We start from the raw sequence: 23,766 nt of genomic DNA, 5'->3' as shown, positions 1-23,766 counted from the left end.
CCTTAGCGGATGTTAAGCAGCGCGTCGAAAATCGAGCTGGCGGTTTGCAGCACCTGCGCGTTCGCCATGTAGTACTGCTGATATTTGGTCAGGTTGGCGTACTCTTCGTCGAGGTTGACGCCGGAGACCGACTGCTGGCGATCGGTCAGCTGATCCACCACGTTTTTCTGAGTAGTGCTGGCGGTTTCCAGCGTGCTGGTTTTGTTGCCAACGGTGCTGACGATGCTGGCGTAAGCCTGGGACAGCGTGGCGTTGCCGTTCACGACTTTCGCGTCCTGCAGAGCCAGCAGCTTCTGGGCGTTGCGGTTGTCGCTTTCGCCGCCGGTCGCGCCTGCTGCGGCAATCTGCGATTCACTGGTAATGGCGACAGACATATCGCCAATCACGTTCTGCACCGGCTTCACCAGGAAGCTGTCCTGCGCGCTCGGCGTGCCGTTCACGGTCAGCTGCAGACCGTCGAAGCTCAGCGTGGCGTTGCCGGACGCGTCCGTGCCCGCCGTCGCAGTGATCTTCACGTTGTCGGAGGCGCGCGTGACGTTCCAGCTGCTGCCGTCATAGCTCACGGTGTAGTTGGAGGCTTTCAGCGCGCTGGTATCGGTCCAGGCTGCCGTCACGGTTGTGGACGAGCTGTTTTTGCTGTTGCTCTGTACGGTCGGGCTGCCGATGGTGAAAAAGTCAGTGCCCTGATCGCCGTTGCTGTCATAGCCCTGCTTATGCACCGCGTTAAAGCTGGTGGTAAAAGCGGCCGCCAGCTGGCCGAGCTGGTTTTGCGCGGTGTCGAGGTCCTGCGAACGGAAAGTCAACAGGCCGCCTAACGAGCCGGTGGTAATGCTTTTATCGGCGATCTCGACGTTGCCTGCGCTGTTATCGACATAGCCGACGGCGGTACGCGTCGGATCGCTGCTGGAAGGCATCGCCACCAGGCTGGTGGCTTTGTTGCCGTTGACCAGCGTCAGGCTACCCATGGAGACAATATAGTTGCCGTCCTGCTTAGAGACGCTCACCCCGACGATGTTATTCAGGTTGTTCACCAGCTGATCGCGCTGATCCATCAGATCATTCGGCTGCGCGCCGCTTGCGGTGCTGAGCTTGCCGATCTGCTTGTTAAGGTCGGCGATCTGGCTGGTGTAGGTATTGATCTGATCAACGTTTGAGGCGACATCGGTGTTGACGCTGCCCTGCATATTGGTCAGATACTGCGCGGTAGTCTGGAACTGGTTTACCAGACCCTGAGCATTGCTCAGCATCGACTGGCGCGCAGAGGGGTCGTTCGCGTTGCTCACCACGTTCTGCAGGTTAGTAAAGAAGCCCTGAATCGACGTAGAGAGGCTGGTGGTCGAGGTCGAGAGCAGATCGTCGATGTTGGAGATCTGCGAATACTGGGTATTAGCTGCGCTGTAGGTGGCGCTGGAACCGCGCAGCTGCGCCGTAATGAACTCGTCATACTCGCGCTGCACGCCGCTGACGTTGACGCCGTTGCCGTAATAGCTGTTGCCCTGCAGCGTGCTGTTCGCCTGCGCCAACTGAATCGTCTGGCGCGAGTAGCCCGCGACCGTGTAGTTAGTGATGTTATTGCTGGTTGTGCTCAGCGCCGCCTGTGCGGCGCTCAGCCCACTCATCGCAGAGTTTATTATGCTGGACATCTCGGTTCCTTTCTTTCCCGTTAAGCGGGCTGGCAGTCATCAGTGCTCGCCCGTGCGCAAAAAACGCGTCTGGCATCTGCTGGTATTATCGGCGCGCTTAAGTGAAACTTGAGGCTTAAGCTTCAGAAGAGATCGGTTAAATCTTTGCTGTACGCCTTCACGACTTTGTCGCCCATATTTTTGAATTGCTGGATCATTCCCACCAGTTTCTGGGCATATTTCGGATCGGTAGCGTAACCGGCGGCCTGCAGCGCCTGCGCGCCCTGTTCGGCGCTCTGCGCGGTGGTGACGGCGGCGTAGCGCGGGTTGTTCGAAAGCAGTTTCACGTAGTCGGTCAGCGCCTCGAAATAGGAGTGATAGACGCGGAAGCTGGCGCGCACCTTCTTCGCCTCGCCCTGATCATACTCGGTGGTCATGATATCGGTGGTCTCGCCCTTCCAGTCGCCGCTCGCCTTGATGCCGAACACGTTATAGCTCGGCTTGCCGTCGCGGGTCAGGATCTGGCGCTGGCCCCAGCCCGACTCCAGCGCTGCCTGCGCCAGGATCAGGTGGTGCGGAATACCGCTTTGGGCGCTGGCGGCCTGCGCGGGCTGCGCCAGCTGGGCGATAAACTCGCTGCTGTCGGCCGGCAGGTTTGCGGGGGAAACCGGCAGGCGTGGCACTGCCTTGCGCACCATTTGTTCCAGCTGGCTTGAGGCCGCCGCGCTGTAGATAAAGCTCTCGTCGAGCGGCATCGGCACCGTGCCGGCGCGCTCGTCGGGCTCCTGCGCCGGCTGCATCTGCTTGACGATAAGATCGGCCATACCCAGTCCGCGTTTGCCGATCTCCTGCGCAATCTGCTGATCGTACATTGAGGTAAACATTTTGGTCGATTCGTTGCTGAAGATACCGTCCTGCGGCAGCGCTTCGCGCATGCTCTTCATCATCATCTGCACAAACATTCCCTCGACCTGCTTCGCGACCTGTAGCGCCTTGCCTTTCGGGTCGGTGCTGGCTTCGCGCTTCAGGTCGTTCAGCGAGCGGCTGTCAAAAGCCGCGTTCATCAGCGATTGCGTATCCATCGTCAGATAATTTCCAGTTTGGCGCGCAGACAGCCCGCGCTCTGCATCGATTGCAGAATGGACATCAGTTCGATTGGCGAGGCACCTAACGCATTGAGCGCGCGCACCACGTTGTTCAGGTTGGCGCTGGCGCTGACGTGCTGCAGCGCGCCGCCGCTCTGACGCATATCGATCTGCGTTTGCGGTGTCACCACCGTCTGACCGCCGCCAAATGGCGTATTCGGCTGGCTGACGTTTTGTGACTGGTTGACCGTGACCGACAGGTTGCCCTGCGCCACCGCACAGGTGTTCAGCGTCACTTCACGATTCATCACCACCGAGCCAGTGCGCGAGTTGATGATAACTTTGGCGTCTTCAACCGGGATAGAGACGTCAATGTTCTGGATCTCCGCCAGCATGCGAACCTGAGAGCTGTTGTTGGGCGATACGCGCACCTGTACGGTACGGGCGTCGAGCGCCGTCGCCATACCATAGCCGCCGCGTGCGTTGATGGCATCGGCGATACGCTGCGCCATCGAGAAATCTTCATTGTTCAGCTGCAGGTTAAGGGTGTTCTGGCTGCCGAAGTTGCTTTGCAGTTCGCGCTCGACGGTTGCGCCGCCGGTGATGCGGCCGCCGTTAAGCTGGTTAACCTGCACGCTGCTGCCGCCCGCCGACGCGCCTGCGCCGCCGACCAGAATATTGCCTTGGGCCAGCGCGTAAACCTGGTTATCGACGCCTTTCATCGGCGTCATCACCAGCGTGCCGCCGCGCAGACTTTTGGCGTTACCCAGCGACGAGACCACTACGTCGATGGTTTGTCCCTGACGGGCGAAGGCGGGCAATTGTGCCGTCACCATAACCGCCGCGACGTTTTTCAGCTGCATGTTGGTGCCCTGCGGCACGGTAATCCCGAGCTGGGAGAGCATGTTGCTGACGGTCTGCGTGGTGAACGGCGTCTGGGTGGTCTGGTCGCCGGTGCCATCGAGGCCCACGACCAGGCCGTAGCCGATCAGCTGGTTATCGCGCACGCCCTGTACGCTGGTCAGATCGCGAATGCGATCCGCGTGGGCGCTCAGGCTGAGGCCGAATGCCAGACTCAGGCCCAGCAGTAAACTTTTCATACTTTTCATCATGACCTCATTACATCGGCGAGATGTTCAGGAAGAAACGTTGGAACCAGCCCATCGTCTGCGCTTCGTTGATATAACCATTGCCGACATATTCGATACGGGCATCGGCCACCGCCGTTGACAATACCGAGTTGCTGGCGCTGATCGTGCGAGGGTTCACCACGCCGGAGAAGCGAATAAATTCGGTGCCCTGGTTGATCTCGATCTGTTTCTCGCCGACGACGTGCAGGTTGCCGTTTGACAGTACCTGATTCACGGTGACGGTAATGGTGCCGGTAAAGGTGTTGTTGGCGGTTGCGCCGCCTTTACCTGCGAAATCGTTTTTGCCGTTGGCGCCCAGGTTGGCTTTGGCGCCGTCGGAGCCAACCAGACCATTCAGGCCGGTCGGAATGGCATCGAGGCCGAAGCTGGCGCTGCCGTCGCGGGTCGCGTTGGCTGAGGAGCTCTTGCTGGCGCTGACGTTCTCCTGCAGCGTAATGGTGAGCGTATCGCCGATATTGCGCGGACGACGATCCTCAAACAGTGGCTGATAGCCGTAGTTGAGCGGCGCGACGCCCTGGAAAATAGAGCCGTTGACCACCGGCGGCGCGGAAGGCAGAGGCTGTGCCGTCGTTGCGCCTGCCACCAGCGGCGTGCGCGGCACTAACGCACAACCGTTAAGGGTCAGCAGCACGACCGCCACCAACCAATGTCCAGGCTTAATATTCAGTTGCTTCGCCACGGAGTCACGACCTTATAGATGTGTTGACTTCAGGCCAGCCTGCGCTGGCCCTGATAACCGGAATTAAATTTGTGTTAATTTCTGCAGCATTTGATCGGAGGTGCTGATCGCCTTGCTGTTGATTTCGTAAGCGCGCTGCGTCTGGATCATGGTGACCAGCTCTTCCGCCACGTTGACGTTAGAGGTTTCCACATAACCCTGATAGAGCAGACCCGCGCCGTTCTGACCCGGCGTGCTCTGGGTTGGCGCGCCTGACGCCTGGGTTTCCTGGTAAAGGTTTTCACCCATGCTGTCGAGACCGGCGTCGTTAATAAAGGTGCTGAGCGTCAGCTGCCCTACCTGAGCCGGGTTAGTCTGGCCCTGCTGCGTCACGCTCACTACGCCGTCGCGCGAGATAGTGATGCTGGTGGCGTTAGCCGGGATCGTAATGCCTGGCTGTACCGGATAGCCGGCGTTGTTTACCAGCTGACCATTTTGATCCACCTGGAACGAACCGTCGCGGGTATAGGCGGAGGTACCGTCCGGCAGCTGTACTTCAAAGTAGCCCTGGCCATTGATCGCCACGTCTTTGGAGTTGCTGGTCTGCGACAGGTTGCCCTGGGTATGCAGACGTTCGGTAGTGACCGGACGCACGCCGGTACCGATCTGCAGGCCCGACGGCAGCGTGGTCTGTTCGGAAGACTGGGTGCCCGGCTGGCGCAGAGTCTGGTACATCAAATCTTCAAAAACCGCGCGCGAACGTTTAAAACCGTTCGTGCTGACGTTTGCCAGGTTGTTGGAGATGACGTCCATATTGGTTTGCTGGGCGTCAAGACCGGTTTTGGCGATCCATAAAGAACGAATCATCTTTTTTCCTCTGCCTTAGCTGCTCATGTTAAGCAGCTGGTTGGCTTTTTGTTCGTTTTCGTCGACGTTGGTGATGACTTTCATCTGCATCTCAAAACGTCGGGCGTTGGCGATCATATCGACCATGGTTTCGACCGGCTTGACGTTGCTGCCTTCCAGCACGCCCGGCATCACCTGCACCGTGGCGTCACTGGCCAGCGCCGCGCCGCGCGTCGCCTGCGTCGCCTGGGTGGGACGGAACATGCCGTCGTCACCGCGCTGCAGCTCTTTGCCAGTGGCCTTCACCAGTTTCAGGCGGCCGATCTGCACCGTCGCGTTAGGCGCATCGCCCGCATTACGCGAGGTGATGGTGCCATCCGCGGCGATAGTCAGTTCAGCGCCCTGCGGTATCGCGATTGGGCCGCCATCGCCCATAACGGGATTGCCCTGCACGGTCAGAATGCCGGTCGAGCTGATTTGCATATTGCCGTTGCGGGTATAGGCTTCGCTGCCGTCGGCGGTGCGTACCGCCAGCCAGCCATCCTGCCCCATCGCCACATCCAGCGTGCGTCCGGTATTGTCCATCGCGCCCTGGCTCATATCGGCGCCGGGCGTCGAGGCAGCCACCAGGGTGCGCGTCGGCAGCGACCAGCCGCTGACCGGCACCGCGCGTAGCGCGTTGAGCTGCGCGCGAAAGCCTGGCGTTGAGGCATTGGCGAGGTTGCTGGCCGTTACGGCCTGCTGATCCAGCGTCTGGCTGGCCGCGCCCATCGCGGTATATATCGCGTGATCCATAAAGCAATCCCGTTAGTGAATTAACGCAAGTTAACCAGGGTGTTAAGAATCTGGTCCTGAGTTTTGATGGTCTGGGCGTTCGCCTGATAGTTGCGCTGCGCCACGATCATGTTTACCAGTTCTTTACTCATATCGACGTTCGACGCTTCCAGCGCGCCGGAGGTCAGCGAACCGAAGGTGCCGGTGCCTGCCACACCGACCGCTGCCTGGCCGGAGGAGCTGGTGGCGGACCAGACGTTGTCGCCCTGCGACTGCAGCCCTTCCGGGTTAGAGAAACTGGCCAGTACGATCTGTCCCAGCAGCTGCGTTTTCTGGTTCGAGTAGCTACCGGTAATGGTGCCGTCGTCGTTAATGGCGTAGCTGGTGAGGTCGCCCGGCGCGTAGCCATCCTGAGTCGGGTTGCCGAAGGTGGTGGTGCCGGTGTTCTGCTGCAGGCTGCCCAGCATGCTCAGCGCAATGGTCTGATTTGCCGCCGCGCCGTTTGCGCCGTTAATGGTCAGGTTTACGGTTGAACCCGTACCGCCGTTAAGGCCGGTCATTTTACCGCTGCTGTCGAACGCCGCGGTGAAATCGCCCGCGCTGGTGCCGGTAGTGGAGTCGATCGCGTGCACCGTCCAGTTGTTGTCGGCAGTTTTGACGTAGTACATGTCGAGGGTGTGATCGTTACCCTGCGAGTCATAGACCGTCATGGTGCTTTTCGCGTTATAGCTGTCGACATTGCTGGCGCTGAAAGGCGTCACCGTCGGAACGGTGCTGGTAGAGTTCAGGTTCGCCACCTGAGTCGCGGTAGTGGTCGCGCGCGCCGTCATCTGGGTGGTTGGAATGCTCAGCGCGACCGGGTTGGCGCCGGTCTGTACCGTCGGCGGCGTGCCGCTTACCGGATAGCCGGTCACAAACTGGCCCTGGGTGTTCACCAGGTTACGGTTCGCATCCAGCGTAAACTGGCCGTTGCGCGAGTAGTAGACCGCGCCGCTGGCGTCAGCCACGCGGAAGAAGCCGTTGCCGCTCAGCGCGACGTCCAGGCCGCGGCTGGTGGTGGTGGTAGAACCGTCGTTAAAGTTCTGGATCACCGCCGCCACTTTGGTACCGAGACCGACGTTAGAACCGGCGAACATATCGGCGAAGGCGATGGTGCTGGACTTAAAGCCCGCCGTCGCGGAGTTGGCGATGTTGTTGCCGATAACGTCCAGGTTGCTGGAGGCAGCGCCCAGGCCGCTCACCGCTTGGGAAAATGACATGTTTATTTCTCCTGCTTACAGGTTAATCAGAGAATCTGACGTACTTCATCAAGGGTTGCGGAGCCCATGGTGCCGAGATCCAGTTTGGTAGTGCTGTCTGCCGTCGATACGCCGTTGACATAGGCGTAGCTGAGCGGCTGGGCCACCAGTTGCGTGCTGCCATTGCTGGCGGCGATTGAAACCGTATATTTGCCGTCCGGCGCGGTAGAGCTGTCCGCCAGGGTGCCGTCCCACGAGAAGGTATGCACGCCGGATGAGAGCGCGCCCAGATCGATGGTGCGCACCACGTTGCCGCTGGAATCTTTAATGCTGGCGGTCGTGGCGGTAGAGGCGGTAGTCAGCTCAACGCCAAACGGCGTTGTGGTGCCCTTGCCGACCAGCACCTGCGAGCCGTCAACCATCACGCCGTGGCCGATCAGCGTCGAGCTCTGCAGCGACTGACTGGTACTGATCTGACCGGAGATCGAGCCGAGCGTGGTATTGAGTTTTTCAATGCCGCTCAGGGTGTTGATCTGCGCCAGCTGCGTGGTGAGCTGGCTGTTGTCCATCGGATTGGTGGGATCCTGATTCTGCAACTGCGTCACCAGCATGGTCAGAAACTGGTTCTGCAGATCCTGTGCGCTGTTGCTGGTGCCGGTGCTGGACGAGCTGAGGACCGTGGGGTCCAGTTTCTCATTGACGCCTACTGCAATGCCCATGTTTTATCTTCCTCAGGAACCCATCGTCAGGGTTTTCATCATCATTGACTTCACGGTGTTCAGAACCTCGACGTTGGCCTGATAGCTGCGCGACGCCGACATGGTGTTGACGGATTCCGCCACCACGTCCACGTTCGGCATCTTCACGTAGCCCTTGTCGTCCGCCAGCGGGTTGCCTGGGTCATACACCAGCTTCGCCGGAGAGGGATCGTCCAGCACCTGCGCCACTTTTACGCCGCCGGTCGCCGCGCCAGGCGCCGCATCGGTCTGAAACACCACCTGCTTCGCCACGTAAGGCTTGCCGTCCGGGCCGGTGACGCTGTCGGCGTTCGCCAGGTTACTGGCGCTAACGTTGAGACGCTGGGATTGCGCGGTCATCGCTGACCCGGCAATGTCAAAAATATTCAGCAGTGCCATGTTTATTGCCCCTGTAACACGCTCATCATGCTCTTGATCTGGCTGCTGATGAGGGTGAGATCGGTCTGATACTTCAGACTGTTGTCCGCGAACTGGGTACGTTCGCGATCCATATCGACGGTATTGCCGTCGGCCGCAGGCTGATCGGGAATGCGATAAAGCAGATTTGCCGATGCCGCCGAGTTGACCTGCGCTTCGATATGGCGAGGCGAGGTCACCTTCAGCGCCATGCTGCTGCCTTCGGCGCGGCCGTTTTTCATTACCCGACTGAGCTCGCTGGCAAAGTCGATATCCCGTGCCTGATAGCCAGGGGTATCGGCGTTGGCAATGTTTGACGCCAGGATCTCCTGGCGTTGAGCACGCAGGTTGAGGGCTTCAGTGCCGAATTGCAGCGCAGCATCAAGTTTGTCGAGCATGCTTCCTCCGCGAATGAGAATTTCGAGCGGACAGCTTAATTGGGAAAAAGCAAGGGCTATCGTCTGAATAACGCCAAAAACCACAGCTATTTTTCGCCTTGATTTTGTCGCGACGCGAGTACACTCGTCGCCATCAGCAGCAAGGAGTCTTTTGATGCGTAACATTACTCACCTGTTGGCCGGCCTGCTGGCGCTCATCGCCCTGCCCGCCAGCGCCGCCGATCTGCCCGCTCAGCTGACGCACTTTTTCCAGGCTCGCGACGTGCAGCATGCGGCAGGCATGATGGTTGAAATTAAGACGCCGCAGGCGCAATGGCCGACCTGCGACGCGCCCCAGTTTACGTTGCCCGGCAACACTCGCCTGTGGGGACCAATGAGCGTGGCCGCTACCTGCGGCGATACGCGGCGTTTTCTTCAGGTGCAGGTGCAGGTCACCGGCCAATATCTGGTGGCGACGCGTCTGCTGGCGCGCGGCTCTACGGTGAGCGCCGACGATTTCCGCCTGCAGAGCGGCCGTCTCGACACCCTGCCGGCGCGCGCGTTGCTGGAGGTCAGTTCAGTGGCAGACGCCGTCGTGCTGCGCGATATTCAGCCGGGCCAGCCGGTGACGCTGTCGATGATGCGTCAGCCATGGCGCGTGAAGGCGGGTCAGAGCGTGATGGTTATCGCCAGCGGAGAGGGCTTTAACGCCAGCGGCGAAGGCAAAGCGTTAAACAATGCCATACTGGCGCAGTCGGTGCGCGTGCGCATGGATAATGGCCAGGTGGTGAGCGGAAAAGTCGATGCGGATGGGAATATTCTGATATCGCTATAAGGCACTAAAGAACGCTACTGTTCTGCCGATAGAGAAATCAACTAAGCGATTACGCTATTCTGATTCAGGTGGCAGTTTCCCCCTGACCGTACAGGAGCCCGAATATGAGCATCGACAGAACGCAACCTCTGAAGCCCGTCGCCACCGTGCAGACCCGTGAAAACAACGAGTCCGCAGCCGGTAAAACGCGCCAGGCATCGAGCACGACCGCAACGACAACCGCGCCCGCCGCCGCTCAGGTTAGCCTGAGCAACGCGCAGTCGCAGCTGACCCAGTCGGGCAGCAATGATATTAACGTGGCGCGCGTCGAACAGCTGAAAACCGCCATTCGCAATGGCGAACTGAAAATGGATACCGGCAAGATCGCCGATGCGCTGATTGCCGACACTAAGGCGTATTTAGAGGGTAAATAATCCCCATGAACAACCTGTTGACCACACTGGATAAGATGCAGGAGGTGCTCTCCTCCCTTTCGAACGTTATCGAAGAGGAGCAGCTTCAACTCTCCGCGGGCAGGATTAACAGTAATCTGCTGCAGCGCATTACCGAAGATAAAGGCGCGCTGCTGGCGACGCTGAGCTATCTCGACGAGATGCGTCGCAGCACCGAGCGTCAGCTCGGCACCCAGGCGCCTTATGCTGGTCACAGTGATATGACGCGCCGCTGGCAGAGCATTGGCCAGATGACGCGTCGCTTAAATAACGCCAATACCCATAGCGGTCTGCTGCTTAATCAGCAGATCCGTTTTACCGAAGAGGCGCTGGCTGTTCTCAAGCCGCATCAGACGCAGGCGTTTTACGGCCCGGACGGGCTGGGTAAAGGTCAGACGACGCTGAGCCGGAAAGTATAAAAGAGTGGATTGCGGTGAACGTGCGGGCGTAACAGTACCCGACCGTCAAGCCGCTCATCACAGTTATGCTTGCGCGTCCCGCGACCGGAAGGTGGCGGGACGCTTTGTGCTGCGTCTCTGTCACTTGCACGTTAGCTTTTTGAGCCACCTGTAAAAAAATCCCGCCTTCTGAGCGGGATTTTTGCTGTTTTACGTATGCGCCCGACGCGCATAGTCGCGCGGTCGAAAGCCAAGCAGACCCAGCGTCAGGAAGTAAGCACCGCCGCCCACCGCGCAGACTGCCGCCAGACGCAGCAAACGCCAGACCATCGCGCCCTCTTCCCACGCCGGCATCAGCGAAAGAATGCCCACCAGCGCCGCCGCCATTACCACCACCGCAATCAGCAGGCGCAGCAGAAAGCTCGCCCAGCCCGGCTGCGGCTGAAAAATTTGCTGTTTACGCAGCTGCCAGTAGAGCAACCCGGCGTTGAGACAGGCCGCCAGGCCGATTGAGAGCGACAGTCCGGCATGCTTCAGCGGGCCGATAAAGGCCAGGTTCATCAGCTGGGTCATCACCAGCGTAATCATGGCGATCTTGACCGGCGTCTTGATGTCCTGACGCGAATAGAACCCCGGCGCCAGCACTTTCACCACGATCAGGCCCATCAGCCCTACCGAATAGGCAATCAGCGCGCGCTGCGTCATCAGGGCGTCAAAGGCGGAGAACTTGCCGTACTGGAACAGCGCGACGGTCAGCGGCCCGGAGAGAATGCCCAGCGCCACCGCGCTCGGCAGCGCCAGCAGGAAGCAGAGGCGCAGCCCCCAGTCCATCAGCCGCGAATACTCGTCGTGATTGCCGCTGGAAAAACTCTTCGCCAGCGACGGCAGCAGAATGGTGCCGAGCGCCACGCCCAGCACGCCCGAGGGGAACTCCATCAGACGATCGGCGTAATACATCCAGGAGACGGAGCCGGAGACGAGGAAAGAGGCGAAAATGGTATTGATGATAAGCGAGATCTGGCTGACGGAGACGCCAAGGATCGCCGGCCCCATCTGACGCATTACGCGCCAGACACCCGCATCCTTCAGATTAATGCGCGGCAGCACCAGCATGCCGATTTTTTTCAAATGCGGCAGCTGATAGAAGAGCTGCAGCACGCCGCCAGCCACAACCGCCCACGCCAGCGCCATGACCGGTGGATGGAAGTGCGGCGCGGCGAAAAGCGCAAAGCCGATCATGCTGATATTCAGCAGCGTAGGCGCAAAGGCGGGAACGGAGAAGCGGTTCCAGGTATTGAGGATGGCACCCGCCAGCGAAGCGAGCGAAATCAGCAAAATATAGGGAAAGGTCACGCGCAGCAGCGCGCTGGTGAGCGCGAACTTATCGGCGGTATCGGCAAAGCCGGGCGCAGTAACCAGAATCACCCAGGGCGCGGCGACCATCCCCGCGACCGTCACCAGCGCCAGCGCCAGCGTCAACAGGCCGGAGACGTAGGCGATGAAGAGCCGCGTCGCCTCTTCGCCCTGCTTGCTTTTATACTCGGCGAGGATCGGCACGAAAGCCTGGGAAAAAGCGCCTTCGGCAAAAATACGCCGCAGCAGGTTAGGCAACTTAAAGGCGACGAAGAAGGCGTCCGTGGCCATCCCGGCGCCGAACACCCGCGCCACAATGGCGTCACGGGCAAAACCCAATACGCGGGAAAACAGGGTCATGGAACTGACCGCTGCCAGCGATTTCAACAGATTCATAATTGGCGCGCGTCCTGAAAAGAGTCGGCAAAATGAGCTACTTAGCGCGGGCGCCCAGCGGCGCCCGGCGATAGTCTACTGCCATGGCGGGAAATGACCAGCACGGAGTGTTACAAGGCGTTATTCCTTTTCCGCCTCGCGCCACATTTTTTCTACGACGCGCTGCGCCAGCAGCGCCTGTTCGCCGCTTGTTTCAGGCATCGTCTGATTCTGCACGCACTGAATAAAATGGTGCGCCGCGCCGCTAAAGCCGCGCTGGGCCAGGTGACTTTGCCAGGCGGGCGGCGGGTCGATGCGCACGCCGTCGCCGCGCTCTTCCTGCCAGTCGCGCATCTCCAGCACGTCAATAGATCGTCCATCGCCCACCAGGCTCGCACGCTCGCGCTGGCTGCCTGCGCGGCGATGCATGCTGGTAGTGAGTTGCACGCCTCCGGCGTTGAAATGGTGCTCGGCATAGAGCATCTCGCCGCGCTCGTTGGTGCTGATATGGCCATGAAGCTGTCTGGCGCGACCGCCCGCCAGCCACAGCGCGGTATCCACCACGTGCAGGTAGTCATCGAGCAGCGTAAAGCGCAGATCCTGCGGCCCCACGCTGTCGCTGCGGTGCTTCTCCAGACGCAGGCTGGCAGCCTGCGGCATCGCCACCCGTAGCTGCTGATAGCGCGGCGCAAAGCGGCGATTGAAGCCCACCATCAGTTTGCGGCCGCGCTTTTCCGCCAGCGCCACCAGCGCCTCGGCCTGACTATAATTGTCAGCCAGCGGCTTATCCACCAGCACGTCTTTTCCCGCCAGCAGCAGCGCGTTGACGATCTCATAGTGGGTAGCGGTGCTGCTGTGGACAAAGACCGCATCGCAGGCGTCCGCCAGCGTATTCAGCGAGGAGAAACAGGCCATGCGGTAGTTGTCGCACAGCGTCCGCGCCTTCTGCTGGTCAGGCGAGAACGCGCCAGCCAGCGTCCAGCTCTCCGCCTGCGCCAGTACCGGCAGCCAGGCTTTCTGCGCAATCGCGCCCAGCCCGACGACGCCAATTCGCACTCTCATCTCACCCTCCTTTATGCAGCAGCGCCTGCACCAGCGCCTGTAAGGCAGAAAGCGACTGCTCCAGTACCGCGACGCGCGCGCTGAGATCGCTGTTATCTTCCAGCGGCGTTTCCGCTTCGGCGGGAGCTTTCTCATCGCCAAACAGATGCAGATAGCGGCTCTCGCGTCTGCCCGGCTCGCGCGGCAGCCGCGCCACCATTTCTCGTTCGGCTAACCCGGCCAGCGTGCTTTCAACCTCCGCGACCTCGGCGAATTCGTGCAGCCTGCCGCTGCGCGTGCGCAGCTCGCCCGGCGTTTGCGCGCCGCGCAGGAACAGCAGCGTCAGGATCGCTATCTCGGCGCTGCTAAGCTGCAGGTTGCCGAAGGTGGAGTTGCAGAAGCGCTGCTCATATTTCGCCACGCGCTGACCGAAGCCGCTGTTAGCGGTCACCAGATGTTTTTTCGCCATCCGGTCCAGTTCATCCTGCACCTCGCTTTCCGTGAGATTCATCACCGGCTCGCGGTTCGATTTCTGATTGCAGGCGGTCACTACCGCATTCAGCGACAGCGGATACTGTTCCGGCGTAGTGACCTGCTTCTCCAGCAGGCAGCCAAGAATCCGCAACGCCAGCGGTGAAAGTGCCATTTTCATTCTTATCTCCTTATTAGCCACGCCGATCCGGCGTCCAGTCCTGACGCGTCAGCGCGGTCAACACATGATCCTGCCAGCGACCGTCGATGAGCAGATAATCTTTCGCATACCCTTCTTTCTCAAAGCCCAGGCGCGCCAGCAGCGCGCCGCTGCGCTGATTATGCGGCATATAGTTCGCCATGATGCGATGAATATTCTGCTGACGTTGCATATAGCGAATGGCGACCTGTAGCGCCTCAAACATTAGTCCCTGCCCCTGCCATTTCTCCCCCAGCGAATAGCCGAGATAGCAGGCGTGGAACGAGCCGCGCAGCACGTTGCTGAAGTTCGCGACGCCGCGCACTTCGCTTTCCTCAGGATCCATCAGAATGAAATAGTAAGCGGAACCGCTTTTATGCATGTCGGCGATCAGGCCCAGCCGCGCCTGCCAGCCTGAAGGATAACAGTGGCTCTCGTCGCGCACCGGCTCCCAGGGTTTTAAAAAGGCGCGGTTTTCGGCGTAGTAATCCGCCAGCCGCCAGGCGTCGCGCTCATGAACCAGACGAACCACCAGCCGGTCGGTGGTTAATCGCACCCTGGGCGCGGCAGAACGATAGCCAAACATCATGACTCCTGAAATCTGAGGCTTAAAGAAAGCGGTGCCAACACATTGCTTTCACTATAACCGTCACCCCTGCTGCGGTAAAATATTCGTTAACAGCCGACGCCAAACGCCTTGATTTTATATTGTAAATCCCGGCCCGCCTGCGGCGTCGGTTTGCCCTTGCCGCTAATCTCTTCCATACTCTCGGCACGTCCTCAATCAGGGTGGCGTCCGTTGCCCTGAATATCAAAAGGAGACCGGGATGAAACTCTACATCTACGACCACTGCCCCTTTTGCGTCAAAGCACGCATGATTTTCGGCCTGAAAAACCTGCCGGTAGAACTGATCGTGATGCTTAACGACGATGAAGCCACGCCGAAAAAACTGGTGGGTCAGAAGGTCGCGCCCATCCTGCAAAAAGATGACGGCAGCGCGATGCCGGAAAGCATGGATATTGTGCGCTTTATCGATAAAAGCGACCGAGAGCCGCTGTTGAATGGCAAGATGAATCCAGCTATCAGCGACTGGCTGCGTCATGTAAACGGCTATATCAACAAGCTGCTGCTGCCGCGCATCGCTGAAGCCGCTTTTGCCGAGTTTGCCACGCCAGAGGCGCGCAGCTATTTCCGCAACAAGAAAGAGGCGGCGATGGGCGATTTTGCGGAGCTGAAGAGCCATGCGCCAGGCCTGATCAAAAAGATCAGCGACGATCTGCGTCAGCTCGACAAACTGATCGTTAAACCTAATGCGGTCAACGGCGAGCTGTCGGAAGATGATATTCACCTCTTTCCGCTGCTGCGCTCGCTGACGCTGGTGGCCGGTATCGACTGGCCCAGCCGCGTCGCCGACTACCGCGATAATATGGCGAAACAGACGCAGGTCAATCTGCTCTCCTCCATTGCCATCTGACGTGATTCGATGAGAGACGCGCTGCGTTTCTCATCGCCTTCTTAATGACACCTCTTCCGCATTCAGGCACCCTATGCCCTGCATTAGATCAATCCGGATGAGGACAATATGAAAAAGGCATTTCCTGGGCTGGTCGCCCTGTTTTTCGCCGTGCTGGTTAGCGGCTGCAATCAGCTTACGCAGTACACCATCAGCGAGCAGGAAGTGAACCAGGCGCTGGCAAAACACAACAATTATGAAAAAGATATTGGCGTAGCCGGTCTGGTGAACGCCCATATTCTGTTAACCGATCTCAGCAGCCAGATCGGCCGCGAAGAGCCGGACAAGGTGACGCTTACCGGCAGGGCAAAAATCAGCGTCACCTCGCTGTTTGGCCCGCAGGACGCGGATATGCAGCTCAAAATGAAGGCGCAGCCGGTATTTGATGCGCAGCAGGGCGCCGTCTATCTGCGCGATCTGGAAATCGTCGACGCGCAGGTGCAGCCGGAGAAAATGGCAGCGGTTATGAAAAGCCTGACGCCCTACCTGAACCAGTCGCTGAAAAGCTACTTCAATCAGAAGCCAGCCTACGTGCTGAGCGTCGATCGCAGCAAAGGCGAGGCGCTGGCGAAGAAATTCGCTAAAGGGCTGAAGGTTGAGCCTGGCCAGCTGGTAATCCCTTTTACCCAGTAAGTCGCCTGTACAAGTGAAGCGCGCGCCGACCGGGCGTCAGCACGGCGTCCGCGCCGGAGAAGCGACGGCCGCGCACTGGCCCGGTTACCGACGTGACCGCACGGGCTGAGCCGCCATGGATGGCGCTTTTACCGCTCTGCGAGCGGGCCATGTCGCCCACCTTTGCACGTTATCTATCCAGCCATCGGAACCTGACCGTTTTTCCTGTAAGAAAAGAAGTGCAAACGGTTGCCCGACGCCTTATGCTTTGTACCCGGCCAAAACGCGCCTCTACGTTTCCTGACTAGCCGGAGCTTCACTGATGACTGCACACCCTCAGCAACTTACTATCCGCCGCCCTGACGACTGGCATATTCATCTGCGCGACGACGCGATGCTAAATACGGTCCTGCCCTATACCAGCGCGGTTAACGGACGTGCCATCGTGATGCCTAATCTGGTGCCGCCAGTGACCAGCGTCGCCGCGGCTGTCGCCTACCGCGAACGCATTCTGGCCGCACTGCCGGCTGAGCACCGCTTCACCCCGCTGATGACCTGCTATCTCACCGACTCGCTCGATCCCAACGAGATTGAACAGGGTTTTACCACGGGCGTTTTCACCGCCGCGAAACTCTATCCGGCGCACGCCACCACCAACTCCAGCCACGGCGTTACGAATATTGCCGCCATTAGCAACGTGCTGGAGCGTATGCAGAAGATTGGCATGCCGCTGTTAATCCATGGCGAAGTGACCCACGCCGATATCGATATTTTCGATCGCGAGGCGCGCTTTATTGAGACGGTCATGGAGCCGCTGCGCAAAGCCTATCCGGAACTGAAAATCGTCTTCGAGCACATTACGACGCGGGAAGCGGCGCAGTATGTCGAGGCGGGCAACGACAAGCTTGGCGCGACCATCACGCCCCAGCATCTGATGTTCAACCGCAACCATATGCTGGTCGGCGGCGTGCGTCCGCACCTCTACTGCCTGCCGATCCTCAAGCGCAACATCCATCAGGAAGCGCTGCGCAACGTGGTCGCCAGCGGTCATCCGCGCTTTTTCCTCGGCACCGATACGGCGCCGCATCTGCGTCATCTGAAAGAGGCGAGCTGCGGTTGTGCGGGCGTCTTTAACGCCCCTGTGTCGCTGCCTGCGTATGCCACCGTCTTTGAGGAGCTGGGCGCCCTGCAACATCTGGAAGCCTTCTGTTCGGAGAACGGCCCGCGTTTTTACGGCCTGCCGCTGAATGAAGGATCGCTGACCCTGGTGCGTGAACCCTGGAAAGTAGAAGAGAGCATCAGCATGGGCGAGCATGCGCTGGTTCCTTTCCTGGCTGGCGAGACCTTAAACTGGCGCGTAAAAATCTGATCTGCGCTTTCGCTTGCCTCCGGCCCGAATATACTGTAAATATATACAGCATCTAATCCGGAGGCTGCTATGCGTGTTGAAATTACCGTTGCCAAAACGTCCCCGCTTCCGTCCGGCGCCATGGAGGCGCTGACGGCAGAACTTTCCCGCCGTATCGATGAAGAGTTTCCCGACGACCAGAATCACGTCAAGGTGCGCTATGCCACTGCGAACCAGCTTAGTGTGCTGGGCGGCGGTAAAGAGACGCGCGATCGTATCAGCGATATTTTACAGGAAACCTGGGAAAGCGCTGACGACTGGTTTATTACCGATTAACCGCCACTGCGCAGTTTTTGCCGGGTGTCGCCATCCGGCTTTTTTATCGCTCTCTCCTCTCGCCAGAACTTTTTCCTGCATCTAGACTCAGATCGATCAATCGCCTATTCTTGCGCTCGTTATGCTTAACAGGAGGTGCGACGAAATGATGACCGAAAACCCGGAAGAGGCCATGACCTTCGGTGAGCTGCTGGCGCTGATTGCTGAACAGCAGCGTCGCCTGACGGTGCTGGAAAGTGCCTTCTCCAGTCTTACTCTCTGCCTCGACGAGCGCGCCGCTCAGCTGCTGGTACATCACCTGACGCTTGAGGCGCAAAACCAGAACCATGACGAACATTTGCAACAGCATTTCGCCCGTCTGGCGCTGACGTTGCAAAAGCCACACAGCGCGCAGCCGGCTGACCCCCTGGCCTGATTTTTTCCGCGCGTCACCGTACAAAAAAACTGCCTGATGCGTCAGGCATTTTATTTTTTTTAATGCCTTTTTTAACGCCGAATATTTCGCTCACTTTTTGTTCGCCGCACTTTTTAATCGGATAGAGCTTATTTTCTGTTATAATTGTCTCGCTACTGGATAAAAAAGCCGCATTGAACCTCATCATGCACTTCGTTTAACGAGTAATAAGGAGGTTATAATGGACAGTAATAATAAAGACGTTATTCAGACTCACCCGCTGGTGGGCTGGGATATCAGTACCGTAGACAGCTACGACGCTATGATGATCCGCTTACACTCGCTTTCATCGCAGGATCAAAAAGAAGAAGAAGCAGACGTCGGACCGACCTACTGGCTGACAACAGACGTGGCAAGGCAATTTATTTCTATTCTCGAAGCTGGCATTGCCAAGATCGAATCGGCCGAGCAGATGGAACGTTACCAGTCCAAACATTAGTCTCCGCCAGATGAACGGGCACCCTCAGGGGTGCCTTTTTCATTTCTGATTCTGTTATGCTGCTGAGCGTGTTACGGCTTACAGGAGTTTCCATTCAATGATTTATGATCTGATTGTGGTGGGCAGCGGTTCCGTAGGCGCCGCCGCAGGCTTTTATGCCACCCAGGCGGGCCTGTCGGTGCTGATGATCGATTCCAGCCATCCGCCGCATAACCAGGGCACGCATCACGGCGAAACGCGCCTGATCCGCCACGCCTACGGCGAAGGCGAACGCTATGTTCCGCTGGTGCTACGCGCGCAGACGCTGTGGGACGAGCTGGAGAAGCAGGCTGGCGAACGCATCATGCACCGCAGCGGCATTATCAATCTTGCGCCCCTTCACTCAGAATTCATTCGCAACGTGATCGAGAGCGCGCAGGCGTGGAAGCTCGACGTGCAGGTGCTGCAGGCAGATGAAGTTCGGCAGCGCTGGCCGCAGATCAGCGTGCCTGACGGTTATATCGGCGTGTTTGAGCCTCAGTCAGGCTATCTGAAGTGCGAGCAGGCGGTGCGCAGCTGGATTTCGCTCGCCGAGCAGGCGGGCTGCGCGCAGCTGTTTAACTGCGGCGTATCGCAGATTGGCCGTGACGGCGATCTGCAGCAGGTGGTGACGGCAGACGGCACCTTCCGCGCGCGTAAACTGCTGATCAGCGCCGGAACCTGGGTCGGCAAGCTGGTGCCCAATTTGCCGCTGAAGCCGACGCGCAAAGTGTTCGCCTGGTATCAGGCCGACGGCCGCTACAGCGAAAACAATAAATTCCCTGGCTTTACGGTAGAGATGGAGAATGGCAGCCAGTTTTACGGCTTCCCGGCGGACAACAATGCGCTGAAATTAGGACGCCATGACGGCGGCCAACCGATGAAGCAGCCGGAAGATCGCAAGCCATTCGGCAGCTTCGCCGAAGACGGCAGTGACGCCTTTGCGTTTCTGCGTAAATTCTTGCCTGGGGTGGGCGTTTGCCTGCACGGCGAAGCCTGTAGCTACGATGTGAGTCCAGATGAAGATTTTATTATCGATACCCTGCCGGATGAGCCAAATCGCCTGATTATTACCGGCCTTAGCGGACATGGGTTTAAGTTTGCCAGCGTGCTGGGTGAGCTGGCGACGGAGTTTGCGCTTGATAAACCCTTTTCGTTTGATCTCGCGCCCTTCTCGCTTTCCCGCTTCGACCGCTGAAGAGAGAAAAAAGCCTGACGCAGGCGCGTCAGGCTCGAAGCGTTACTCTTTCTCTGGCGACGGGATCGCCATCGTCAGACGGCCACGCGATTTATTGAAAATTTTATTGCCGTTTTCACGACCGGCGCGGCGCGCGCGCTGCTCTTCCGGCGACAGCTGCGACTCTTCCATACAGAGCGGGCTGCAGCAGTTGTGAAACTTCTCGGCGCAGCTCGGGCACTGAATAAACAGCAGATGACAGCCGTCGTTGACGCAGTTAGTGTGGGTATCGCACGGCGCGCCGCACTGATGACATTGCGACAGCACATCGTCTGAGATCCGCTCGCCCATTCGCTCGTCGAAGACGAAGTTCTTGCCCCTGAAGCGCACCGGCAAACCCTGCTCGCGCGCACGGCGCGCATATTCGATAATGCCGCCTTCGATATGGTACACATCCTCGAAACCGTTATGACGCATCCAGGCGCTCGCCTTTTCGCAGCGAATGCCGCCGGTGCAGTACATAACGATTTTTTTGTCTTTCTGCTCTTGCAGCATCTCGACCGCCATCGGCAGCTGATCGCGGAAGGTATCGGCCGGAATCTCCATTGCATTGTCAAAGCGGCCCACTTCATATTCGTAGTGGTTGCGCATATCGACAAACACTGCGTCAGGATCGTCCAGCATCGCGTTAACATCCGCCGCCTTCAGGTAGGTGCCAACATCGCTGGCGTCGAAGCTCTCATCTTCAATACCGTCCGCCACGATGCGATCGCGTACCTTCAGGCGTAGCACCCAGAAAGATTTGCCGTCGTCATCAAGCGCGATATTCATGCGCAAATTATCCAGCGCCGCATCAAAGCCGTAGAGAAAAGCCTTCATTTTTTCATAGAGGCTGGCTGGCACGCTGATTTGCGCGTTGATGCCCTCTTTCGCCACGTAGACGCGGCCAAAAACCTTCAGCTCGGTCAGGCCGAGATAAAGCGCGTCGCGAAAAGCCTGGGGATCGGCGATGTGGAAGTATTTGTAGAACGAGACGGTCGTGCGCGGTTCGGTTTCCGCCAGCATGCGCGCCTTCAGCTCTTTGTTGTTAACAAGGTTATGTAACACTGGCATGGTGTTCGTTCCTGTTTTGGATAAAAAATTGCGCCGCACATGATACAGCAAAGCACCAGGATGCAAAGAAAATTGATCTGGCCCCCTTTTTAACCGCTCTGCTGGCCTGGCTATTTTCAGTTCGCCGCATGCGCAATCAGCCCGCATTTATTTCAGCGCAGAAGAAAAGCTGGCACAATAGGGGAAAATCAACGAGATATTGGCGTCAATGGGCGCCTTACGCAGGATAAGCTTTTCTCTATGACTCAACTGCCGCAATTTTCCCGAGAGCTCCTTCATCCCCGTTACTGGCTGACCTGGTTGGGCATCGCTTTTCTCTATCTGCTGGTCCTGCTGCCCTACCCGTTACTCTACGTGCTCGGTTGCGGCTTAGGCCGTATCGCGATGCGCTTTTTAAAGCGCCGCGTCGCCATCGCCCAGCGTAATCTGGAACTCTGCTTTCCCGATATGCCTGCCAGCGAGCGAGATGCGATGGTAAAGCATAACTTTGAGTCGGTAGGCATGGGGTTAATCGAAACCGGCATGGCATGGTTCTGGCCCGACTGGCGCATTAAAAAGTGGTTTGATGTTTCAGGTCTTGAGCATATTCAAAAAGCCAAAGATGAACAGCGCGGCGTGCTGCTTATCGGTATGCACTTTCTGACGCTGGAGTTAGGCGCGCGTATTTTTGGCATCTACAATCCCGGCATCGGCGTTTATCGACCTAACGATAATAAGCTGCTCGACTGGCTGCAGACCTGGGGCCGTATGCGCTCCAACAAAAGCATGCTCGATCGCAAGGATTTGAAAGGCATGATCCGCGCGCTGAAAAACGGCGATATTATCTGGTACGCGCCCGATCACGACTACGGCCCGCGCAGCAGCGTGTTTGTGCCCTTCTTTGCGGTGGAAAAAGCCGCTACCACGGTGGGCACCTATCTGCTGATCCGCAGCGGCAAGCCGCACGTGGTGCCTTTTGTTCCGCGTCGTCTGCCGCACGGCCGCGGCTACCAGATGCTGATTTTACCTGACGTCAGCGAGCAGATGCCGCTCGACAGCGATGTCGCAACCGCCGCGCAAATGAATAAAGTGGTGGAAGAAGGCGTGCTGCTGGCGCCTGAGCAATATATGTGGCTGCATCGCCGCTTTAAAACCCGCCCCGAAGGCGAGCCTTCACGCTACTAATCTCTCGCCAGCGGGTGCTCTTACACCCGCTGGCGTTAAGCATTACTACCGCTTACGCTTACAATAAGCCGCATCACGGCTCAACTCCTTGTTTTTAAAGGTTAAAAACTTACAGACCTTTCCGTAAGGTCCATTTTAAACTAAAGGACAACTTGCGCTGGTTTGCCTCAATAATTTATTGTTTATGCCTGCTGTATTAATTTTGACGGAAAAGCGTTTACGGCCCTTAATAGCGTTATTCTTTACCTGTAAAATTAATGTTTGAGATTTATCCTGGTTGGATCTGATTTATATTATCTCCAGGTCTTTTCTTATTTGTTCATTGACAATTCTTTGCTTTAGCTTATGTATGCAGTAAAATTAACTTATTTTACAAGGCATTGTCTGATTAAACCTGTCGTATATAAGTATTATGCCTTTCAGGTGCCTGCTTTATACCTTTATGGAATTTGAAAATTTAGATACATATCGGTAGTTTCGCTCTTAGCAGTTAATTATTTAGCTGCTCTTTTAAAAATATAAAAAGATTACACACAGCAAACCTCTAGCAGGAACATAAAAATGAATAAAGGCATCTATTACTACGTAACCATCAGTACCGATCAGGATAATTATCATTATTTACACCGCAAAGAGTGTAAGCGCATGCCTGGTAAAGAAGATATCGTTTTTATCGGCACGCTATATAACCTGAATCAGGCATTATCTATTGCGCGAATTAATTTTAAAAAAGTGAAACCCTGCATTAAATGTTGTATTCGCTACTCTGCGCCCGTTATGCGTGAAACGGTGCGTCCGGTGCTGCACTTTCCGCAAAAATCACTTTGATCGATGACGGCGGGATGACTTTCTCTCCCGCCGTCTCTTTTTCGTACTTTCCCCTGAAAAATTTCGTCTATCCTTCTCTGACATCCCTTTAATGAGGCAAGGAGAAGAGTAATGAGCATGTTCAGTACCTTAGAAGAAGCCATCGAGGCTGCACGTGAAGAGTTTCTCGCCGATCATCCCGACATTGAAGAAGAGGATGCCAGCATCAGTCAGTTTGGCCTGCAGAAGTACGTTATGCAGGATGGCGATATTATGTGGCAGGCAGAATTCTTTGAAGAGGAAGGCGAATCGGGCGAGTGTCTGCCGATCCGCAGCGGCGAAGCGGCACAGGCAATTTTTGACGGCGATTTCGACGAGGTCGAGCTGCGTCAGGAGTGGTTAGCCGAGAATACGCTGCACGAATGGGATGAAGGGGAATTTCAGCTTGAGCCTCCGCTCGACAGCGAAGAGGGCGAAACGGCGGCGCAAGAGTGGGAAGATGATAACAGCGAGTCAGATCGACTGCTCTGATTATTCATAAGGTCCGTGGTGGGCATCAACCGGCAGCAGCATGGTGTCCACCACCAGCGACAGCGGCAGGTCGAGAATGGTCAGTACGCGCCATGGACCGTCGCGCACATCCCACTGCACGCCAGGATAATATTGGTTGCCGTGTCCCTGTCCGGGCACGGCGCGACTGATAATACTGCCGCACCCGCTTAATAGTAGCGCCGTCAGCGCGACAATCATTATTTTCAGCAAACTTTTCACACGCG

The 23,766-nt window shown here is 57.6% G+C and carries 29 protein-coding genes; 13 read left to right on the top strand and 16 right to left on the bottom strand.

Features of this window, described 5'->3' with window-relative positions:
• Positions 1-2: 2 nt before the first annotated feature.
• From flgK to flgB, 10 genes are all read right to left on the bottom strand, one after another.
• Positions 3-1,643 (bottom strand): flagellar hook-associated protein FlgK, encoded by a 1,641-nt coding sequence (flgK, locus tag EKL29_RS01820; protein WP_120452027.1) that lies wholly within the window; start codon positions 1,641-1,643, stop codon positions 3-5.
• Between the two features lie 122 nt (positions 1,644-1,765).
• A complete protein-coding gene (gene flgJ / locus EKL29_RS01815) occupies positions 1,766-2,704 on the bottom strand; it encodes a flagellar assembly peptidoglycan hydrolase FlgJ (protein ID WP_120452025.1) in 939 nt (312 codons plus the stop codon).
• Positions 2,705-2,706: 2 nt separating this feature from the next.
• Positions 2,707-3,807, bottom strand: coding sequence for a flagellar basal body P-ring protein FlgI (locus EKL29_RS01810; protein WP_269949175.1), 1,101 nt, complete (start codon positions 3,805-3,807; stop codon positions 2,707-2,709).
• A gap of 19 nt (positions 3,808-3,826) precedes the next feature.
• Positions 3,827-4,537, bottom strand: coding sequence for a flagellar basal body L-ring protein FlgH (locus EKL29_RS01805; RefSeq protein ID WP_126688702.1), 711 nt, complete (start codon positions 4,535-4,537; stop codon positions 3,827-3,829).
• Between the two features lie 63 nt (positions 4,538-4,600).
• On the bottom strand, positions 4,601-5,383 hold the full coding sequence (gene flgG / locus EKL29_RS01800; RefSeq protein WP_120452019.1) for a flagellar basal-body rod protein FlgG: 783 nt from the start codon (positions 5,381-5,383) through the stop codon (positions 4,601-4,603).
• Positions 5,384-5,398: 15 nt separating this feature from the next.
• A complete protein-coding gene (locus tag EKL29_RS01795; protein ID WP_120452017.1) occupies positions 5,399-6,157 on the bottom strand; it encodes a flagellar basal body rod protein FlgF in 759 nt (252 codons plus the stop codon).
• Positions 6,158-6,177: 20 nt separating this feature from the next.
• Positions 6,178-7,395, bottom strand: a complete 1,218-nt coding sequence (gene flgE / locus EKL29_RS01790) for a flagellar hook protein FlgE (protein ID WP_120452015.1) — start codon at positions 7,393-7,395, stop codon at positions 6,178-6,180.
• Positions 7,396-7,421: 26 nt separating this feature from the next.
• Positions 7,422-8,093, bottom strand: coding sequence for a flagellar hook assembly protein FlgD (gene flgD, locus EKL29_RS01785; RefSeq protein ID WP_120452013.1), 672 nt, complete (start codon positions 8,091-8,093; stop codon positions 7,422-7,424).
• Between the two features lie 12 nt (positions 8,094-8,105).
• A complete protein-coding gene (flgC, locus tag EKL29_RS01780; RefSeq protein WP_033789486.1) occupies positions 8,106-8,510 on the bottom strand; it encodes a flagellar basal body rod protein FlgC in 405 nt (134 codons plus the stop codon).
• Positions 8,511-8,512: 2 nt separating this feature from the next.
• On the bottom strand, positions 8,513-8,926 hold the full coding sequence (gene flgB / locus EKL29_RS01775; protein WP_120452011.1) for a flagellar basal body rod protein FlgB: 414 nt from the start codon (positions 8,924-8,926) through the stop codon (positions 8,513-8,515).
• Between the two features lie 154 nt (positions 8,927-9,080).
• Here flgB and flgA point away from each other — a divergent pair, with 154 nt between their 5' ends.
• The 3 genes from flgA (at position 9,081) to EKL29_RS01760 (ending at position 10,590) form a co-directional block, all read left to right on the top strand.
• The gene (gene flgA, locus EKL29_RS01770; protein WP_126688701.1) at positions 9,081-9,740 is read left to right on the top strand and encodes a flagellar basal body P-ring formation chaperone FlgA; all 660 of its coding nucleotides are present in this window, start codon (positions 9,081-9,083) and stop codon (positions 9,738-9,740) included.
• Positions 9,741-9,844: 104 nt separating this feature from the next.
• Complete coding sequence (gene flgM, locus EKL29_RS01765; RefSeq protein WP_120452007.1) at positions 9,845-10,153, top strand: flagellar biosynthesis anti-sigma factor FlgM; 309 nt, start codon at positions 9,845-9,847, stop codon at positions 10,151-10,153.
• A gap of 5 nt (positions 10,154-10,158) precedes the next feature.
• Positions 10,159-10,590 (top strand): flagella synthesis protein FlgN, encoded by a 432-nt coding sequence (locus EKL29_RS01760; RefSeq protein WP_120452005.1) that lies wholly within the window; start codon positions 10,159-10,161, stop codon positions 10,588-10,590.
• A gap of 189 nt (positions 10,591-10,779) precedes the next feature.
• Here EKL29_RS01760 and murJ read toward each other — a convergent pair whose 3' ends face one another.
• The 4 genes from murJ to rimJ all read right to left on the bottom strand — a co-directional run bounded on the left by murJ (position 10,780) and on the right by rimJ (position 14,594).
• Positions 10,780-12,318, bottom strand: a complete 1,539-nt coding sequence (murJ, locus tag EKL29_RS01755; RefSeq protein WP_120452003.1) for a murein biosynthesis integral membrane protein MurJ — start codon at positions 12,316-12,318, stop codon at positions 10,780-10,782.
• Positions 12,319-12,438: 120 nt separating this feature from the next.
• A complete protein-coding gene (locus EKL29_RS01750; RefSeq protein ID WP_126688700.1) occupies positions 12,439-13,359 on the bottom strand; it encodes a Gfo/Idh/MocA family protein in 921 nt (306 codons plus the stop codon).
• Position 13,360: 1 nt separating this feature from the next.
• Positions 13,361-13,990 (bottom strand): YceH family protein, encoded by a 630-nt coding sequence (locus EKL29_RS01745; RefSeq protein ID WP_126688699.1) that lies wholly within the window; start codon positions 13,988-13,990, stop codon positions 13,361-13,363.
• Positions 13,991-14,003: 13 nt separating this feature from the next.
• Positions 14,004-14,594, bottom strand: coding sequence for a ribosomal protein S5-alanine N-acetyltransferase (gene rimJ / locus EKL29_RS01740; protein ID WP_120451997.1), 591 nt, complete (start codon positions 14,592-14,594; stop codon positions 14,004-14,006).
• Positions 14,595-14,835: 241 nt separating this feature from the next.
• Between rimJ and grxB the strand changes: the two genes are divergently transcribed.
• The 7 genes from grxB to solA all read left to right on the top strand — a co-directional run bounded on the left by grxB (position 14,836) and on the right by solA (position 19,927).
• A complete protein-coding gene (grxB, locus tag EKL29_RS01735; protein WP_120451995.1) occupies positions 14,836-15,483 on the top strand; it encodes a glutaredoxin 2 in 648 nt (215 codons plus the stop codon).
• Positions 15,484-15,591: 108 nt separating this feature from the next.
• A complete protein-coding gene (locus tag EKL29_RS01730) occupies positions 15,592-16,155 on the top strand; it encodes a lipoprotein (protein ID WP_126688698.1) in 564 nt (187 codons plus the stop codon).
• A 301-nt stretch (positions 16,156-16,456) separates the two neighbouring features.
• A complete protein-coding gene (gene pyrC / locus EKL29_RS01725) occupies positions 16,457-17,503 on the top strand; it encodes a dihydroorotase (RefSeq protein WP_126688697.1) in 1,047 nt (348 codons plus the stop codon).
• 69 nt (positions 17,504-17,572) lie between these two features.
• Positions 17,573-17,818 carry a DNA damage-inducible protein I gene (dinI, locus tag EKL29_RS01720; RefSeq protein WP_120451988.1) on the top strand — a complete coding sequence of 82 codons (246 nt, stop codon included), beginning with the start codon at positions 17,573-17,575 and terminating at the stop codon, positions 17,816-17,818.
• Between the two features lie 145 nt (positions 17,819-17,963).
• Positions 17,964-18,233: a hypothetical protein gene (locus EKL29_RS01715; protein WP_120451986.1), complete on the top strand. Its 270-nt coding sequence runs from the start codon at positions 17,964-17,966 to the stop codon at positions 18,231-18,233.
• A 220-nt stretch (positions 18,234-18,453) separates the two neighbouring features.
• Positions 18,454-18,711 carry a biofilm formation regulator BssS gene (bssS, locus tag EKL29_RS01710; protein ID WP_120451984.1) on the top strand — a complete coding sequence of 86 codons (258 nt, stop codon included), beginning with the start codon at positions 18,454-18,456 and terminating at the stop codon, positions 18,709-18,711.
• A gap of 97 nt (positions 18,712-18,808) precedes the next feature.
• The gene (gene solA, locus EKL29_RS01705; protein WP_120451982.1) at positions 18,809-19,927 is read left to right on the top strand and encodes an N-methyl-L-tryptophan oxidase; all 1,119 of its coding nucleotides are present in this window, start codon (positions 18,809-18,811) and stop codon (positions 19,925-19,927) included.
• 42 nt (positions 19,928-19,969) lie between these two features.
• Here solA and EKL29_RS01700 read toward each other — a convergent pair whose 3' ends face one another.
• Positions 19,970-21,019, bottom strand: a complete 1,050-nt coding sequence (locus tag EKL29_RS01700) for a rhodanese-related sulfurtransferase (RefSeq protein WP_120451979.1) — start codon at positions 21,017-21,019, stop codon at positions 19,970-19,972.
• Positions 21,020-21,259: 240 nt separating this feature from the next.
• Here EKL29_RS01700 and EKL29_RS01695 point away from each other — a divergent pair, with 240 nt between their 5' ends.
• From EKL29_RS01695 to EKL29_RS01685, 3 genes are all read left to right on the top strand, one after another.
• The gene (locus tag EKL29_RS01695) at positions 21,260-22,183 is read left to right on the top strand and encodes a Kdo(2)-lipid IV(A) acyltransferase (protein WP_120451977.1); all 924 of its coding nucleotides are present in this window, start codon (positions 21,260-21,262) and stop codon (positions 22,181-22,183) included.
• Between the two features lie 561 nt (positions 22,184-22,744).
• Positions 22,745-23,011 (top strand): hypothetical protein, encoded by a 267-nt coding sequence (locus EKL29_RS01690; protein ID WP_120451975.1) that lies wholly within the window; start codon positions 22,745-22,747, stop codon positions 23,009-23,011.
• Positions 23,012-23,122: 111 nt separating this feature from the next.
• The gene (locus EKL29_RS01685; protein WP_120451973.1) at positions 23,123-23,521 is read left to right on the top strand and encodes a MysB family protein; all 399 of its coding nucleotides are present in this window, start codon (positions 23,123-23,125) and stop codon (positions 23,519-23,521) included.
• Here EKL29_RS01685 and EKL29_RS01680 read toward each other — a convergent pair whose 3' ends face one another.
• Positions 23,522-23,740, bottom strand: a complete 219-nt coding sequence (locus EKL29_RS01680; RefSeq protein WP_179256404.1) for a YceK/YidQ family lipoprotein — start codon at positions 23,738-23,740, stop codon at positions 23,522-23,524. It abuts the gene before it with no gap.
• Positions 23,741-23,766 lie beyond the last annotated feature (26 nt).

Source organism: Pantoea sp. YU22, assembly GCF_003970755.1.
In the GTDB taxonomy this organism is placed as follows: Bacteria; Pseudomonadota; Gammaproteobacteria; order Enterobacterales; family Enterobacteriaceae; genus Pantoea; species Pantoea piersonii.
Note: the sequence above shows the minus strand (reverse complement) of the source record. Positions and strands in the feature narration are given on the sequence as shown.

Bases quoted from the DNA above. Each gene is read 5' to 3' on its own strand.
- EKL29_RS01730 (WP_126688698.1), top strand. From the start codon at position 15,592: ATGAAAAAGGCATTTCCTGGGCTGGTCGCCCTGTTTTTCGCCGTGCTG.
- bssS (WP_120451984.1), top strand. From the start codon at position 18,454: ATGGACAGTAATAATAAAGACGTTATTCAGACTCACCCGCTGGTGGGC.
- EKL29_RS01750 (WP_126688700.1), bottom strand. From the start codon at position 13,359: ATGAGAGTGCGAATTGGCGTCGTCGGGCTGGGCGCGATTGCGCAGAAA.
- EKL29_RS01680 (WP_179256404.1), bottom strand. From the start codon at position 23,740: ATGATTGTCGCGCTGACGGCGCTACTATTAAGCGGGTGCGGCAGTATT.
- EKL29_RS01760 (WP_120452005.1), top strand. From the start codon at position 10,159: ATGAACAACCTGTTGACCACACTGGATAAGATGCAGGAGGTGCTCTCC.
- flgC (WP_033789486.1), bottom strand. From the start codon at position 8,510: ATGGCACTGCTGAATATTTTTGACATTGCCGGGTCAGCGATGACCGCG.
- solA (WP_120451982.1), top strand. From the start codon at position 18,809: ATGATTTATGATCTGATTGTGGTGGGCAGCGGTTCCGTAGGCGCCGCC.
- flgE (WP_120452015.1), bottom strand. From the start codon at position 7,395: ATGTCATTTTCCCAAGCGGTGAGCGGCCTGGGCGCTGCCTCCAGCAAC.
- EKL29_RS01685 (WP_120451973.1), top strand. From the start codon at position 23,123: ATGAGCATGTTCAGTACCTTAGAAGAAGCCATCGAGGCTGCACGTGAA.
- flgJ (WP_120452025.1), bottom strand. From the start codon at position 2,704: ATGGATACGCAATCGCTGATGAACGCGGCTTTTGACAGCCGCTCGCTG.
- pyrC (WP_126688697.1), top strand. From the start codon at position 16,457: ATGACTGCACACCCTCAGCAACTTACTATCCGCCGCCCTGACGACTGG.
- flgD (WP_120452013.1), bottom strand. From the start codon at position 8,093: ATGGGCATTGCAGTAGGCGTCAATGAGAAACTGGACCCCACGGTCCTC.
- flgB (WP_120452011.1), bottom strand. From the start codon at position 8,926: ATGCTCGACAAACTTGATGCTGCGCTGCAATTCGGCACTGAAGCCCTC.
- EKL29_RS01810 (WP_269949175.1), bottom strand. From the start codon at position 3,807: ATGAAAAGTTTACTGCTGGGCCTGAGTCTGGCATTCGGCCTCAGCCTG.
- EKL29_RS01700 (WP_120451979.1), bottom strand. From the start codon at position 21,019: ATGCCAGTGTTACATAACCTTGTTAACAACAAAGAGCTGAAGGCGCGC.
- dinI (WP_120451988.1), top strand. From the start codon at position 17,573: ATGCGTGTTGAAATTACCGTTGCCAAAACGTCCCCGCTTCCGTCCGGC.
- rimJ (WP_120451997.1), bottom strand. From the start codon at position 14,594: ATGTTTGGCTATCGTTCTGCCGCGCCCAGGGTGCGATTAACCACCGAC.
- EKL29_RS01715 (WP_120451986.1), top strand. From the start codon at position 17,964: ATGATGACCGAAAACCCGGAAGAGGCCATGACCTTCGGTGAGCTGCTG.
- EKL29_RS01695 (WP_120451977.1), top strand. From the start codon at position 21,260: ATGACTCAACTGCCGCAATTTTCCCGAGAGCTCCTTCATCCCCGTTAC.
- EKL29_RS01745 (WP_126688699.1), bottom strand. From the start codon at position 13,990: ATGAAAATGGCACTTTCACCGCTGGCGTTGCGGATTCTTGGCTGCCTG.
- EKL29_RS01690 (WP_120451975.1), top strand. From the start codon at position 22,745: ATGAATAAAGGCATCTATTACTACGTAACCATCAGTACCGATCAGGAT.
- flgA (WP_126688701.1), top strand. From the start codon at position 9,081: ATGCGTAACATTACTCACCTGTTGGCCGGCCTGCTGGCGCTCATCGCC.
- EKL29_RS01795 (WP_120452017.1), bottom strand. From the start codon at position 6,157: ATGGATCACGCGATATATACCGCGATGGGCGCGGCCAGCCAGACGCTG.
- flgM (WP_120452007.1), top strand. From the start codon at position 9,845: ATGAGCATCGACAGAACGCAACCTCTGAAGCCCGTCGCCACCGTGCAG.
- flgK (WP_120452027.1), bottom strand. From the start codon at position 1,643: ATGTCCAGCATAATAAACTCTGCGATGAGTGGGCTGAGCGCCGCACAG.
- grxB (WP_120451995.1), top strand. From the start codon at position 14,836: ATGAAACTCTACATCTACGACCACTGCCCCTTTTGCGTCAAAGCACGC.
- flgG (WP_120452019.1), bottom strand. From the start codon at position 5,383: ATGATTCGTTCTTTATGGATCGCCAAAACCGGTCTTGACGCCCAGCAA.
- murJ (WP_120452003.1), bottom strand. From the start codon at position 12,318: ATGAATCTGTTGAAATCGCTGGCAGCGGTCAGTTCCATGACCCTGTTT.